This is a genomic window from Haloarcula sp. R1-2, from assembly GCF_011627385.1.
Lineage (GTDB): Archaea > Halobacteriota > Halobacteria > Halobacteriales > Haloarculaceae > Haloarcula > Haloarcula marismortui.
The window spans coordinates 36,008-50,554 of record NZ_JAANTG010000006.1; the positions used below are offsets into that span (position 1 = coordinate 36,008).

General features: G+C 57.5%; 12 protein-coding genes. 7 read left to right on the top strand and 5 right to left on the bottom strand.

The window, feature by feature from the left end; all coding sequences use genetic code 11:
- Positions 1-54 precede the first annotated feature (54 nt).
- From G9C82_RS18965 to G9C82_RS18980, 4 genes are all read left to right on the top strand, one after another.
- Entirely contained in the window at positions 55-1,323 is a 1,269-nt protein-coding gene (locus G9C82_RS18965; RefSeq protein WP_127015023.1) for a M24 family peptidase, read from the top strand.
- Between the two features lie 91 nt (positions 1,324-1,414).
- Complete coding sequence (locus tag G9C82_RS18970) at positions 1,415-2,419, top strand: LLM class flavin-dependent oxidoreductase (protein ID WP_127015024.1); 1,005 nt, start codon at positions 1,415-1,417, stop codon at positions 2,417-2,419.
- Positions 2,420-2,583: 164 nt separating this feature from the next.
- Positions 2,584-2,967: a PaaI family thioesterase gene (locus G9C82_RS18975; protein ID WP_007188563.1), complete on the top strand. Its 384-nt coding sequence runs from the start codon at positions 2,584-2,586 to the stop codon at positions 2,965-2,967.
- Between the two features lie 53 nt (positions 2,968-3,020).
- On the top strand, positions 3,021-5,021 hold the full coding sequence (locus tag G9C82_RS18980) for an AMP-binding protein (RefSeq protein ID WP_127015025.1): 2,001 nt from the start codon (positions 3,021-3,023) through the stop codon (positions 5,019-5,021).
- A gap of 113 nt (positions 5,022-5,134) precedes the next feature.
- Here G9C82_RS18980 and npdG read toward each other — a convergent pair whose 3' ends face one another.
- Positions 5,135-5,806 carry an NADPH-dependent F420 reductase gene (gene npdG, locus G9C82_RS18985; RefSeq protein ID WP_127015026.1) on the bottom strand — a complete coding sequence of 224 codons (672 nt, stop codon included), beginning with the start codon at positions 5,804-5,806 and terminating at the stop codon, positions 5,135-5,137.
- Between the two features lie 134 nt (positions 5,807-5,940).
- Entirely contained in the window at positions 5,941-7,302 is a 1,362-nt protein-coding gene (locus tag G9C82_RS18990) for an NAD-dependent succinate-semialdehyde dehydrogenase (RefSeq protein WP_127015027.1), read from the bottom strand.
- A 104-nt stretch (positions 7,303-7,406) separates the two neighbouring features.
- Here G9C82_RS18990 and G9C82_RS18995 point away from each other — a divergent pair, with 104 nt between their 5' ends.
- From G9C82_RS18995 to G9C82_RS19005, 3 genes are all read left to right on the top strand, one after another.
- Entirely contained in the window at positions 7,407-8,126 is a 720-nt protein-coding gene (locus G9C82_RS18995; protein WP_004966565.1) for an EthD family reductase, read from the top strand.
- Position 8,127: 1 nt separating this feature from the next.
- A complete protein-coding gene (locus G9C82_RS19000) occupies positions 8,128-8,712 on the top strand; it encodes an HD domain-containing protein (RefSeq protein WP_011224938.1) in 585 nt (194 codons plus the stop codon).
- A gap of 1,324 nt (positions 8,713-10,036) precedes the next feature.
- A complete protein-coding gene (locus G9C82_RS19005; protein WP_004966567.1) occupies positions 10,037-10,789 on the top strand; it encodes an IclR family transcriptional regulator in 753 nt (250 codons plus the stop codon).
- A 257-nt stretch (positions 10,790-11,046) separates the two neighbouring features.
- Here G9C82_RS19005 and G9C82_RS19010 read toward each other — a convergent pair whose 3' ends face one another.
- Genes G9C82_RS19010 through G9C82_RS19020 form a run of 3 tightly spaced genes read right to left on the bottom strand, consistent with a single transcriptional unit; the run spans position 11,047 to position 14,547 of the window.
- Positions 11,047-11,769: an ABC transporter ATP-binding protein gene (locus G9C82_RS19010; RefSeq protein ID WP_127015028.1), complete on the bottom strand. Its 723-nt coding sequence runs from the start codon at positions 11,767-11,769 to the stop codon at positions 11,047-11,049.
- Positions 11,766-12,530, bottom strand: a complete 765-nt coding sequence (locus G9C82_RS19015; RefSeq protein WP_127015029.1) for an ABC transporter ATP-binding protein — start codon at positions 12,528-12,530, stop codon at positions 11,766-11,768. Before G9C82_RS19015 ends, G9C82_RS19010 begins: the two co-directional genes overlap by 4 nt.
- Positions 12,523-14,547, bottom strand: a complete 2,025-nt coding sequence (locus tag G9C82_RS19020) for an ABC transporter permease (protein ID WP_127015030.1) — start codon at positions 14,545-14,547, stop codon at positions 12,523-12,525. The genes G9C82_RS19015 and G9C82_RS19020 overlap by 8 nt, the downstream gene beginning before the upstream one ends.

Below are 14,547 nucleotides of genomic sequence, written 5' to 3' on the forward strand. Positions count from 1 at the left end.
CTCGGCCAGAGTGAACCCAGTGTTTGATTAGGGACCTGCCTGTACGCATATGTGATGTACGAGCGCGACTTCATGGAAGGAACGCGTGGCACCATGGCCGTCGACTGGGAAGAACGGATCGACGTCAAGCGGATGCGACGCGAGCGAAAAGAACGTGCCCTCGACCGACTGCAGGACTCCAAACTGGGGTCGATGCTGCTGATCAATGACCCGAATGTCCGGTATGTCACTGGGCTGGCGATGACTGGCGGGAGCGGGGCAGACCACTACACACTCCTGACCGAAGACGGCGATGTGGTCCACTGGGACACCGCAGACCACGCATCGAACCAGCGGTTCAACTGTCCCTGGCTCGACGACATCCGGTATGCCTGTCCGGGACTCGGCAACGTTCCCCGGGCGTCAGGCAGCGCGTCTGCACGCGACTGGCTCAAGGATAAGATGGCGGAGACGGTGTATACGGCCATGGAGGAGTACGGTGTCGATCGGGAGCCGATGGGCATCGACGTGGGGAACGGGACGCTTATTGAGAAGTTCGAAAACCGCGGCGTCGATGTCGACACCAGCGCGGCGACCGATATCATGCTCGACGCGCGGAAGACCAAAACCCGTGACGAGATAGAGTGTCTGCGACAGGTCGCTGCCATCTGTGAGGCAGGCTTCCAGAAGATTACAGAGAGTGCCAGGCCAGGCAAGCGCGAGTCAGAAGTGTGGGGCGATGCGGTCAGCGAACTCTGGGGACACGGCGCAATGGCCCAGGGTGGCTACGTCACCTCCGGCCCGAACACCTGGCCGAAGCATCAGGCGAACACGACCGACCGGATGATTCGACCGAACGACCTCGTGTACGCTGATTTCTACAACATCGGGTATCTGGGCTATCGTTCCTGTTACTACCGGACCTTCAGCATGGGCGAACCGACGCAGGCACAGAAAGACGCCTATGAAAAAGCTCGTGACGACCTCTATGACGTCCTCGAACGGATCGAGCCAGGGGCCACGACCGACGAGATATGCAAGGGCTTCCCCGACAGAGACGGCGAGCATATGGACTGGTACGACGCCGACGAGTTCTGGCAGATGACGACCAACCACTGGGCCCATGGGCTGGGGCTGCAGCTCTACGAAACCCCGCTCATCTGGCGTGGACTTTCCCCGGACCACCCGATCGAGATCGAGGAGGGTATGACGATGGCTGTCGAGACGATGCAACCCGCAGAGCGGCAGGGCGTCCGCGTCGAAGAGATGGTCGTTGTCCGCGAGAACGGCGTTGAGATCCTCAGCGAATGGCCCGTTTCGGAGATCACGCGGATCGACTACTGAACTGGCTGGCGAGCATCGCGGCCGGTCTCACGCACTGTCAGGTTGCTGGAGTGCCACTACCGTTAAGTCGGTCGCGCCGTAACGGGAATTTATGCAACTGGGAACAGGCCTGTTTACCTGTCAGCAGCGCCCGGACGACGACCGCGAAACCAGCGAGATTTACGACGAAATGCTCGAACTGGGAGAAGTTATCGACAACGCGGGGCTCGATAGCGCCTGGGTCTCAGAGCATCACTTCCTCGACGACGACTATCTGTCGGGCGTCACACCGGCGCTCGGGGCGTTAGCTGCAGTCACCGACAACATCGAAATCGGCTCCTGTATCGCACTCGCGCCGCTGTATGATTCAATCCGACTCGCCGAAGATATCGCAACCGTGGACCAGATATCCGGTGGCCGAACGACGCTCGGGATGGCAATCGGGTCCAACGTCTCAGAGTTTGACGCCTTCGGAATTCCCGACGACGAACGGGCTGAACGGCTAGCCGATGCGGTCGACACGCTTCGCGGTGCCTGGTCCGACGGGCCGCTCGACTACGAGCCGGAATTCCACGACATCTCGTCGGACGTCACTGTGACACCGAAACCTGCACACGACGTTCCCCTCATGCTCGGTGGGGCCTCTCGGCCTGCCGTCCGGCGGGCTGCCCGGACCGCTGACGCATGGTGTGCCCCGTCGTCGCTGTCAGTCGATGGCGTCCGGAAGCGCGTCGAAGACATCCGAAACGTCCGTGACGACGAGGATATCGAGGGCGACTTTCAGGTGTATGTCCTCCAGCACGGGTTCATCGGTGACTCCCGCGAAGACGCATGGGCGCAGATGCGCGACGGCTACCTCTACATCCAGCGCCGGTACGAGGAGATATTCTCCGGCGAGACGGTTGCAGAACTCGACGAAGAGCGCAAACAGGAACTCAAAGAACAGGCTATCTTTGGGACACCCGACCAGGTCACGGAGGAACTTGAATCGTACCGCGAGGCACTGGGCGACGACATTCACTTCATCTTCCGGACGTACCACCCCGGAACCGGAACACAGGAGATGGCCGAGTGTATCCGACGCCTTGGAGAAGAGGTGCAGCCGAAGGTCAGCTAAGGACTGGCACGTCGTGTCGGTGACTGTTGAACCGTCAAATGCTGTCTAACCCGGAAGGGCTGAGACACCACGAGCACCAGTGACCCCCTAAGTGTCGACCGTGTGTTTCGGACCCCGTGAACACCAATATTTATTTCCCCAGGTGAAGAACCGAATTGATGAGTATGGACATCGAAGCATTCTTCGAGAACATGCCGTTTGCCGACCTGCTCGATATCGAGATAACCACTGTCGATAACGGGCACGCCGAAGGCCATATCGAGATGCGGGAAGAACTGTCGTGGAACGAAGAGCAGATAATGGCCCACGGCGGCGTTACGTTCACGCTCGCGGACACCGTTGGTGGGGCCGCTCTGGTGTCGCTCGTCGACCAGCCGGTGCCGACCATCGATATGCGAATCGATTACCTCGAAGCCGGGACAGGGGACCTCCGAGCGGAAGCGGATGTGGTTCGTCACGGTGGTGATGTTGGCGTCGTCAGTGTCGAAGTGTACGCCGAAGACGATACACAGGTCGCGGATGCACGCGGCGTCTACAAGACGGGGTAGCTCGACTGCAGCAACTGAACAGCTTCTGGACATCGTCATAGCCACTAATCCCAATGTCAGATTCACTCACAGCACTCGACGAGGTACGGTACGAACCGAGCGAGACGTTCGTGACCGAGAGCAACGTCTACGCGTTCATGCAAGCGCACGGCATCGAGACCTTCGAAGAACTCCACAGGCGGACGGTCACCGATATCGACGGTGAGCCGGCGTCCGGACTTGACTGGTTCTGGGACGAGATAGTCGACTATCTCGACCTGGAGTTTTACGAGGCGTACGAGCAAGTCCGCGATGACACAGACGGTCCGCAGTTCACGGACTGGTACGTCGGTGGGGAACTCAACATCGCGCACAACGTCGTCGACCGTCACGCGGCCCCAGATTCAGAGACCCAAAATACCGTCGCGACAATCTGGGAGGGTGAAAACGGGACAGTCCGTGAGATAACCTACCACGAGCTCCACCAGCAAGCCAATCGCGTTGCCAATGCACTCGAAGCGCGCGGTATCGGACCCGGTGACACCGTCGGGCTGTATATGCCGATGGTCCCGGAAATCGTTCCGTTGCTGTATGGCTGTTTCAAAGTCGGTGCGATTGCTGTCCCTATTTTCTCCGGCTTCGGGGTCGACGCGACAGCAACCCGCGTCGAAGACGCCGAGTGTTCGGTCCTGTTCACCGGCGATGGCTTCTACCGCCGGGGCAGCGAAATCAACCTGAAATCGGCTGCCGTCGAGGCTATCGAAGCGGCCGGCCACGTCGAACACACCATCGTCTATAATCGGCTTGGTTCTACGGAGTCTGGGCTCTCGTGGGACTCAGACCGTGACGAATGGTGGGCAGACGCAGTCGGGTCCCAATCTGATGAGTACGAGACCCAGTCGCTCCCCGCCGACCACGAGTCGATGCTGCTGTACTCATCCGGGACAACAGGCAAACCGAAGGGTATCGTCCACACACACGCTGGCGGGCTCGTCCAACCGGCGAAAGAAATCTTCTTTTCGTTCGACCACAAGCCCGCAGACCGGTTTTTCTGGGTCTCGGACATCGGCTGGATGATGGGGCCGTGGACGCTGATCGGCAATCACGCCCACGGTGGTACCGTCTTCATGTATGAAGGGGCCCCCGACTATCCCGAGCCGGACCGGTTCTGGGAAATGATCGACACCCACAATCTGTCGATGTTTGGGATTTCACCGACAGCGATCCGTTCGCTACAGAAACACGGCGACGAGTGGCTGGAGGGCCACGACCTTTCGACGTTGCGCCTGCTGGGTTCGACTGGTGAGCCGTGGGACCCAGATTCCTGGGAGTGGTTTCTGGAGAACGTCGGCGACGGCACGACACCAATTATGAACATCTCCGGCGGAACGGAGATCTTCGGCTGTTTCCTCCAGCCGACGCCGCTGCATTCGCTGAAGCCGGGGACGCTTGGTGGCCCGGCGCTCGGCATGGACATCGACGTTGTCGATGCACAGGGGGAATCCGTTGCCGAAGACAACGAGAAGGGGTATCTGGTCTGTCAATCGTCAGCGCCGTCGATGACAAAGTCGCTGTGGAGTGGTGACGAGCGGTATCTTGCGGAGTACTGGTCGCGGTTCGGCGATATGTGGGACCACGGTGACTGGGCACAGAAAGACGAAGACGGGTTCTGGTTCTTGCACGGTCGTTCGGACGATGTCCTCAACGTCGCCGGTCGGAAGGTCGGCCCGGCCGAGGTCGAGAGTACACTTATCGAACACGATGCGGTCAACGCTGCTGTTGCGATCGGTGCGGACGACGAAACGAAGGGGACTGCAGTTGTCACATATGTCATCCTCAACGAGGGGTTCGAGGAGTCAGCGGACCTTCGCGAGGCGCTGCGCGCGCAAGTCGGGAGAGCGCTTGGCAAGCCGTTCCGTCCGCGTGAAGTCCGCTTCGTCGATGAATTTCCGGAGACCCAGTCGGGAAAAATTGTACGGCGAATCATTCAGAATGTCTACGAGGGCGCAGAACTGGGGGACCTCTCAAGTATCGAGAACCCCGACGCGATCGACGAAATCGACAACGCGCGGTGAAATACTTCCCTGTCTGTTTGTGACTGTTTGCGGACACAGGCAATACAAGCACACAATCAGCCGCACGACGACACTACTTGAATCACGGCGGAGGACAGAACCGCTGCCGGAGTCTACGTAAAGCTCACACCGACATCGTGCATATCCTCGTTGTATCGGGCGATATTGATGAGCAAGGGCGTCAGACTCTCGACCTCCGTAGCGTTCGATAGCGGCCCAGCAGGGATAGGCCGGATACCTGCGAGGTCAGCAGTTAGCGCCACGACTCGCTCGCTGATCGTCGGGTCATCCGCGACCACCAGCGTATCTACATCGAGCGTGGCCTCTAGATCTGCCAGCCGGTCCGCTGCAAGGTTGTGGAACGCGCCGGCCACTGGAACAGATTCAGGGGCTCGCTCCGCGACAAACTCAGTAACGCTCCCTGTCGACGGTGGTCGGTAGTGAAGTCCATCCCCATCGCCGTTCATTCCGACGGCGGGGCTAATGAGCAGTTGGTCTGAGAGCACGTCATCTTCTGCCAGTCCTTCAACTGTATCGCCGACGTGATGTGGTGGAATGGCCAAGATAACCACGTCTGCACTGGCCGCGGCGCTACTGTTATCCGTCCCGTCGATTTCAGTCTCGACACCGTGATCGGATAATCGTTCTTCGTACGCTCTGGCTCGCTCGCCGGCCTTTGCAGCGTCCCGCGAGCCGATCGTAATCGCATGGTCCGTATCGGCGGCAAACCGCATCGCGAGTCCCTCACCAATGTCACCAGTTCCGCCTAGGATAGCTAACTCCATGCACCTGCATAACGCCCCTTGAAACAAGAAGCTTTGTCCTGCCACACGGATCGCTACCGACCGTACGTTGCTGCCATCACGTCAAAACCGGGCACACCAGCAATAGAAGTACCGTCCAGTATCAACTGCGGTGGTTATTCGACCCAGACCGTCTTTTTGTTGACGAACTCTTTGATTCCCATCTCCGAGAGTTCACGGCCGTAGCCGGCGTCCTTGATGCCGCCGAACGGGACTCGCGGGTCGGATTTGGTCATCTCGTTGATGTAGACACAGCCCGCGGAAATATCTCGTGCCAGCCGCTGGCCGCGTTCTCGGTCCGCTGTCCAGAGGCTTGCACCAAGGCCAAACCGGGTGTCGTTTGCGACTGCGATTGCTTCCTCCGCATCGGCAACCTCGTAGACGGTCGCCACTGGTCCGAATGTCTCCTCTGTGTCGGCAGGGCATCCTGAAGGGACATCAGTCAGTACTGTCGGTGGGTAGAACGCGCCGGTCTGGTCAAGCGGCTCGCCCCCGGTCAACAGCGTTGCTCCGGCGTCGACGCTGGCCTGTACCTGGTCGTGGAGTTCGGCCATGAGGCCAGGGTCGGCCTGTGGACCGACATCAGTTTCGTCGGACATCGGGTCGCCGACAGTGAGGTCTTCGAAGGCAGCGACGAGTCGATCAACGTACTCATCGTAGACGTCTGTGTGAACAATAAAGCGCTTGGCGGCGATACACGATTGGCCACCGTTCAGCGTCCGTGCTTGCACCCCAGTTTCGAGGGCCGCATCGAGGTCTGCGTCGTCAAGGACGATAAACGGGTCAGACCCACCGAGTTCCAGTACGGTCTTTTTCAGGTGTTTGCCGGCGGTTTCGGCGACGGCACGGCCAGCAGGGCCACTTCCGGTCAACGTCGCCGCACGGACACGGTCGTCTGCGAGGATGCCGTCAACGTTACTGGAGCCAACCATCAGCGTCTGGAACGCGCCGTCAGGATAGCCGGCTTCAGCAAACACTTCCTCAAGTGCGAGCGCACAGCCGGGGACGTTTGAGGCGTGTTTGAGGAGGCCAACGTTGCCGGCAGTGAGATAGGGTGCAGCAAAGCGAATGACCTGCCAGAAGGGGTAGTTCCAGGGCATCACTGCAAGCACTGGTCCGAGCGGGTCATGGACTGTCTTTACCTCTGTCCCCGGTGGACTGGGGTGGTGCTCCTCGGAGAGATACTTGTGTGCGTATTCGGCGTAATGGTCACACGCCCAGGCACACTTTTCGACTTCAGCGACGGCTTGCGTGATTGGTTTCCCCATCTCCCGGGTCATCAGTTCAGCGTACCGCTGTTTGTTCTCTCGTAGAACCTCACCGGCGTTTACCAGCAATTGCTCGCGCTCGCGCAATGGGACCTCACGCCAGTCCTCGAACGTCGACGTGGCACGGTCCAGTTTCCGTTCGACTGCCTCGTCGTCATCAGGGTCGTACACGTTTAGCCGCTCGCCCGTAGCTGGGTTGACTGCATCCATATCAGTTTAATATTCAGCGTCATGCATACATTAATCTTTAGTGACCCAAATATTCTGACAGGCAACAACGTTAGCTTTTATACTCATAGGTCAGAAACGTGTTGATGATGTACAAGCATGTAGCCCTGTTAGTCAGACAGGACGATATGTCTCACGAGGAGTTCGTTGATTACTGGCAGGCCAATCACACGCCGATTGCAAAGGACATCGAGGGCGTGGTTCGCTATCAACAAGTCCTGCCAACAGAACCAGCACACGCCGAGTTTGACGGATTGGCGGAACTGTACTTCGAGACGCTTGAGGACCTGCACGAGGCACTGGGTAGCCCCGGCTCCCGGGACTATGACCCCACCAAGGAGATCGCCGCAAAGGCCCGCGAGGACGTGAACAACTTCCTCGCTGTCGAGGAACGGCCGCGTATTATCGGCGAAGAGATCGTCCAGAAAGACGAGGTCGACGGCGACACTGACGGTCTCTACAAGCACTCGGCGTTTCTCGTCCGACAGGACGACATGACCCATGAGGAGTTCGTCGACTACTGGCAGACCAACCATACGCCGATTGCCCGCGAAATCGAGGGCGTCGTCAAGTACAACACGGTCATCCCAACAGACCCCGAGAACGCCGAGTTCGACGGTGTCGCCGAACTCTATTTCGACGACATTGAGAAGCTATACGACGCTCTCGGTAGCGAAGGCTCACGGGACTACGCACCGGACAGAGGCAAAGCGAAAGCGGCCCGCGAGGACGTGAATAACTTCCTGGCTATCGACGAGCGGCCCCGGTTTATCGGACAGGAACAGCTCGTCAAGGACGAGGGGTAGTATGCCCGATTACGAGGAGCAGGTCACGCAGGCGTTCCCGGAACTCGATTACATCTCATCGGACGACCTTCGTAGCAAAGTCGTCGAAGCGTGGACACTCGCGCTCGACCGAGGCGGCTGGCGCGACATTATGGACATTCCCTATGCGTGGAATATCCACGAGGTAACCAACGTCAGGCACGTCCGCGGTGTCACCAAAATTGCGCGGGAATCCGCTATCGAACAGCAGGAGTTCCACGGAGCCGACCCCGATATCGACGTCATCGTCGCGGCGACATTACTCCACGATGTCGGAAAGTGCTATGAGTACGTTGACTTTGTCGAGGACGAGAAGCTACTCGACCCAGACCCAAGATACGCAACCGAAGAGATCCCACACTCCCTGTCGGGCTATGCGCTTGCTCACGAAGTCGGCTGTCCGCTGGCGGTCCAGCGAGCGATTCCGCACTTTATCGGCGAGATTCCGACGCGGACACTGGAGGCCGAACTCGTCAAGAGTGCAAACTCCGCGTCCTCGAACGCGATTACGCAGTCAACGATGGGTATCACATTGCAGGAATGGGTTGATGAGTACTCCCAGACGTAGTCACTGCCGCAAGCGATAACGCCCCGCGAAAGAATCGGTCGGCGGAGTTAGTCCCTCGTAGCCCACCGATAGTAACTGCGTAATCCAACGCATCGTTGTCACCCGGTAGCTTCGAGGTTGGCAGTACTGAAGACACTACGCCGGGGTTCCCCTACTCGTATTTTGCGATCAGCAGCTTATCTCTACCTGCTTAGCAGCAATTTACACCTAAACGCACGGAAAGTATGTTCACCGAATGATATCCATTGGTATAAATATCTCTACAACAGGTCGACCCATTCATACCTGTCTCAAAGACAATTAAAATTATTTTTAATGCGCGTACCTGGGGAAAATACAACTCTTTGGACCAGATATGCACGTACAACGGGTGTGCTGTAACTCAGGTGCTAAACTCAATGTACGATTTGATGTTATTCGGTGAGCGCTTGCGTAGTATTCAATATTCTCTCCCCACGAGCGAGGACAAGAGTTTGTTTCATAATATGAAATTATTCTGACAACCGCCAGAAGTAGCTAACAAGGCGGAATCACTTCCTAAATGAACTCTCATAGCTGAGAGCTGTTAAGATAGCACCGCTGCTTTGTTTCGTAATGCGACATCTGCGGAGTGTTCAGATAACAGGCGTACAGGTATTATTAGAGTGGTCTCCATCTCTCACCAGACGCACAAGAGGAGCAGGAAGACACACTTATTCCCGCCTGATATTCAATAGATATGAACAACACAGTATAATCCTGATGGTTGCACTGTGGGACACTACTACTCGCAAGTTCCAGAGTATCGGTCATAGCATAACAGGTGTACAGCTATTATTCAAACTGAGTATCGGACTGAGAATCGCCGATTTCGGGTGACAGTGTTGGACTGCAGCAACTCATCAGTATCGAGGCGCTACAGAAAGCGGTTGCAGTTGTGCAAGGAGAGCGTGAGTACGCACAGGGCCAGCCGAAGCGGACTGGGATACGGTGGCGGGACTGGTCTCGGTTGCCGCTGATATCCTTTGCATGGTTTCACTGCATTTCGTATGCTGCGTTCAGATTCAGTCAGATTGAACACGACACTGAGCAGTAAACGTGCCAGCCTTCAATATCTGCAGCAGTCGAAGCTAGTACACTACTATGAGACCGTCCTCCTCCGTTTTCAGTGACTATACAACGTCACCAGAAAGAACTGAGTCCAAGAAAGTAGTCTGCGAGGCTGGGAGGCCGTGTCGCAGTACAGTCACCGAGACGCCACTGAGAATGCACCGGGCAGAACACCTTGAGGTCAGAGTTCAATGTGGTTGAATAATTTTATAAACACTTAGCCAAACATACGTGTATGACAGGACAAGACACAATCGAGTCCGCCGGGAGAGTGCTGGATATTATTGAAGCACTGAAAACGGAGCAGTCACTCGGCGTCACCGAACTGGCAGAGCGGGTGGGGATGCCAAAGAGTACAGTCCACGTTCATCTCTCAACTCTCAAGAGTCGAGGCTACGTCGTACAGGACCAGAACAAGGCCTATCGGCTGAGCTTACGGTTTCTGGACATCGGGATGAAAGTCCGCGAGCGACAGGAAATGTATCAGGAAGTCGCTCCGAAACTGAACGAAATAGCCAACGAAACTGATGAAAAAGCGTGGTGGATAGTCGAAGAGAACGGCAAGGCAGTCTTCCTGGCCAAAGCACTCGGCAGTCGGGCGATCCAGACAAACTCACAGATCGGCCAGTACACCGAACTGTACAGGCTGGCTGGTGGAATGGCGATCCTCTCAGTGTTGCCGAAACACCGGCGAGAATCAATCCTCGAAAGCTACGACTACCCCCTTCCGGACGGTCGAAATCGGCAAGAACTCGAAGCGGAGCTCGACGAGATTCAGGACCGTGGGGTCGCCTACGGCATTGACCAGTTCCTCGAAGGCGTAGCCGGTGTCGGGGCACCGCTGGTGGACAACGCTGGCAACGCGTACGGTGCAATCAGTGTCTCGGGCCCAGCGAACCGGTTGGACTCGGAACGCATCGAGAACGAACTGACCGACCTCATCCGTGGGATCTCCGGCGAACTACAGGTGAATCTCTCATACCAATAGTTCTACTAACTCGAACACCGCTGATTTGGGCGATCTATCCGCAAGACCGTTTGTTCCCCCATCCAATAGGGCGCTGACACGACAACTCCATATTCAATAGAATAGAACGTTCCATGTGGTGTGTTTACATCAAACTAGTCGCTACTGCTCGGTGCATGGCACTCGAATGATGGTCGAGGCCTTGCGTTGAGCGAGGTCCTACGCCATATGATCCAATGACCGGAGATTGGATCGATATCTGCCGATTGTCGCCGCAATCAGTCAGTGACACCGACGCCGAGGTGTCTGTCGAGTACTTCCTCGTCATCCTGGATCTTCGCCGCAGTTCCCTCGTGGACTATCTTGCCCTTTTCGAGGATGTACGTATACTCCGAGACCTCCAGTGCAACCGGGATGTTCTGCTCAACGACGAGTACTGTGATGCCTTGCTCGTTCAGCTCACGGATGAGGTCCTCTATCTGCCGGACGACATATGGTGCGAGTCCTTCGGTCGGTTCATCAAGCAACAACAGATCCGGGTCGGCAGTCAGGGCACGACCGACTGCGAGCATCTGCTGTTCGCCACCCGAAAGGACCGACCCGTCTCTGTGTTCGCGCTCTGCAAGGTTCTCGAACATATCCAGTACGTCGTCAACTGACGGCCCGTCAGGTGACTCGGAACCGATCTCACCCATTCTGATGTTCTCTCGGACGGTCAGTTCGGGGAAGATCCGCCGCTCTTCGGGAACGAACCCGATACCGCGCCGGATCGTCGTCTCGGAAGTGAGTGTCGTGATGTCCTCGCCGTTGAACGTTATTGACCCTCCGTTCGGGGTGATGTTGCCGACAATCGACCGGAGCGTCGTTGTCTTGCCGACCCCGTTTCGCCCGACCAGCGACACAACGCTTCCGCGTTCGACATCCATTGAGACGCCCTGTAGTACCTCAGTCATCCCGTACCCGGCCCGGACATCTTCAAGAGAGAGCAGTGGGTCGGTCATTCTCGAACACCACCGAGGTACGCATCGCGGACATCCTCGTTGTTTGCGATCTCTTCGGGTGTCCCGCTTGCGAGTTCTTCACCGCGAGTAAGGACGGTAATCCGGTCCGAGACACGCATCACAAGGTCGATATCGTGTTCGATGAGCATCAGCGACCGGTCTGAGAGGACGTCATCGATAAGCTTCATTGTGGCCTGTGTTTCCTCGCTACTCATTCCGGCAGTTGGTTCGTCAAGCATGATGAGATCAGGGTCTGTCGCCAGTACGAGACCTAGTTCAAGTCGGCGCTGGTCGCCGTATGCCAGTGCCTCTGCGTGCTCGTCAGCCCGGTCTCGAAGGCCGATCTGCTCCAGTACCGTCCCAGTTTGCTCCGTGATCTCGTCGAAGCCGTTCTTGTCACGGAACAGTGCCTCGCCGGGGTTGATCTCGTCACTGTGGACGGACTGGGCTGCCAGACGCACGTTTTCTCGAACGGTGAGGCCGCCGAAAACATTCGTAATCTGGAACGACCGCCCCAGTCCGCGGCCGACCCGTTCGTGTGGCGCGACGTTAGTAATATCTTCACCCTTGAACCGAACGACGCCTTCTGACGGCGATAGTGCGCCAGTGATGAGATTAAACGTCGTTGTCTTCCCGGCCCCGTTTGGCCCGATAACGCTCCTGAACTCACCATCCGCAACCGACAGTGACACGTCGTCAACAGCGGTGAGCTTGCCGAACCGCTTCGTCAGTCCATCCGTTTCGAGTACAGTCTCAGTCATCGCTTCTCACTTCCGGCTCATCCATATCTACGGACCCATCCGCGTTGTTGGCCGTCTTCAGTCGCTGTGCGACGAGAGACGGAATCGATACGATACCGCGTGGGACGAACAGCACGAACAGGATGAACATCGTCCCGATAATAAGCCGCCACTGGTCGGTGTACGACGAGAGGAATTCTTCGGCGCCGAAGAAAACGCCAGAGCCGATCATGGGACCGTACAGTGTACCCATCCCACCGAACAGCGCAATGACGATGACCTCCCCTGAGTGAATCCAGTTGAGTGTCTGGTCTGGTGAAATGATGACAGTCGATGGACTGACGGCGAGGAGGCCGCCGGCCAGTCCAGCCATGCCGCCGCTGATGACAAACGCTCGGCGTTTGTATCTGTTGACGTCGTACCCGATGAACTCCGCCCGTTCTTCGCTTTCCCGGATCGACTGCAAGACGCTGCCGAAGGGCGCGTTCATCATGCGCCGAGCGAACAGGAACGAGAGTACCGCAATGAGCAGGGCCAGATAGTAGAACACGAACTGTTGGCCGATTTCGTACCCGAGGAGCCCGAACTCGATATTCGAGAGTGACGCCCCGAGGCTCCCGAGTCCGATGAACGCCTCAAAGCCGAGCAAGCCGTCGCTCCCGCCGGTGAAGTCGAACTTGAACACAGCGCTGTAGAGCAACTCCGCAAACGCCAGCGTAATCATCGCGAAGTACACGCCGGACACCCGGATAGAGAGGCTGCCGACGATCCAGGCCAGGATAGCACAGAGGAGAATCGCCCCGAGTAACACGATAAAAACCGACTGCGAGTAGTGCAGCATGACGAGCGCAGCGGTGTACGCGCCGACGCCGTAGAACATCGTGTGGCCGAGCGGGACCAGTCCGGCGTACCCCATCACGATATCCAGACTCAGTGCGAAGATGGCCCAGATGAGGATCTCGTTGAGAACGACGAGGTAGTACTGATCGCCCATGAACAGAATCGCGACTGGGGCAAGTGCGAGCGCGACAACAGCGATACCGCCGAGCCGTACCCGTGTGCTGTCTGCCAGTATCCCGCCGTACCCGCCGACGAGAATCTCGCCCTCGCCTTCCGACTCTTCACCTCGCGTTCCGAACAGTCCTTGCGGTTTCACGAGCAACACTGCAATCATAAGCAGGTACACAGTCAGTCCTTCGAGATTGGGGACGCTCAGCGTCGTATCACCGAACGTGGCCAGGACAGTTCCGTTGTAGGCCCGCATCAGCGTCTGGACGATACCGACGAGCAACCCGCCGAAGACGGCCCCTCTGAAGCTACCGAGGCCTCCGAGGACGACGACAACGAATGCCGGAATAATGACGCTGTTCCCCATCCCGGTGTTCACGTTCTGATAGCCGCCAAGGACAATCCCGGCGACGGCGGCGAGGGCTGCACCGACGCCAAAGACAAGCGTGTAGTACTGGTCGATGTCAATGCCGACGTTCCGAACCATTTCGCGGTCCTGCGACCCGGCACGGATGATCATCCCGTACTTTGTCCGGTTCAGCAGGTACCACGTCACTACCGCGAGCAACGCTGCAAAAACGATCATGAAATAATTATACACAGACACTTGGACACCCAGTATGGATATTGGCTGGCTCAGATACTCCGGGACAGCTAGCTGCCGTTGCTGTGTCCCCCAGATAAGACGGATGCCGTCGTTGATCACGAGCACCAGCCCGAACGTCAGGAGAATGTGATACAGCGGGTCGCGGCCATACAGCGGCCGGACAGTCGTTCGCTCAATAGCGGCACCGATGAGACCGACGACGACCGGGGCAACCACTATCGCGACCCAGAATCCAGTCCCAGCTCCGAACGGCGCAATGATGGTCAGCGCGAAATACGCACCGAGTGCGAACAGTTCGCCATGGGAGAAGTTGATCACGTCCATGACGCCGAAGATGACTGACAGTCCGGCGGCTAGCAGGACATACACCATCCCCAGGGTGAGGCCATTCAGCAGTTGTTCGATGAAGTCGGCAGCAACCAT

Excerpts from the sequence above, each read along its gene's own strand:
- npdG (WP_127015026.1), bottom strand. The coding sequence starts at position 5,806 with ATGGAGTTAGCTATCCTAGGCGGAACTGGTGACATTGGTGAGGGACTC.
- G9C82_RS18975 (WP_007188563.1), top strand. The coding sequence starts at position 2,584 with ATGGACATCGAAGCATTCTTCGAGAACATGCCGTTTGCCGACCTGCTC.
- G9C82_RS18965 (WP_127015023.1), top strand. The coding sequence starts at position 55 with ATGTACGAGCGCGACTTCATGGAAGGAACGCGTGGCACCATGGCCGTC.
- G9C82_RS18995 (WP_004966565.1), top strand. The coding sequence starts at position 7,407 with ATGATGTACAAGCATGTAGCCCTGTTAGTCAGACAGGACGATATGTCT.
- G9C82_RS18970 (WP_127015024.1), top strand. The coding sequence starts at position 1,415 with ATGCAACTGGGAACAGGCCTGTTTACCTGTCAGCAGCGCCCGGACGAC.
- G9C82_RS19020 (WP_127015030.1), bottom strand. The coding sequence starts at position 14,547 with ATGGTTGCTGCCGACTTCATCGAACAACTGCTGAATGGCCTCACCCTG.
- G9C82_RS19005 (WP_004966567.1), top strand. The coding sequence starts at position 10,037 with ATGACAGGACAAGACACAATCGAGTCCGCCGGGAGAGTGCTGGATATT.
- G9C82_RS18990 (WP_127015027.1), bottom strand. The coding sequence starts at position 7,302 with ATGGATGCAGTCAACCCAGCTACGGGCGAGCGGCTAAACGTGTACGAC.
- G9C82_RS19000 (WP_011224938.1), top strand. The coding sequence starts at position 8,128 with ATGCCCGATTACGAGGAGCAGGTCACGCAGGCGTTCCCGGAACTCGAT.
- G9C82_RS19010 (WP_127015028.1), bottom strand. The coding sequence starts at position 11,769 with ATGACCGACCCACTGCTCTCTCTTGAAGATGTCCGGGCCGGGTACGGG.
- G9C82_RS19015 (WP_127015029.1), bottom strand. The coding sequence starts at position 12,530 with ATGACTGAGACTGTACTCGAAACGGATGGACTGACGAAGCGGTTCGGC.
- G9C82_RS18980 (WP_127015025.1), top strand. The coding sequence starts at position 3,021 with ATGTCAGATTCACTCACAGCACTCGACGAGGTACGGTACGAACCGAGC.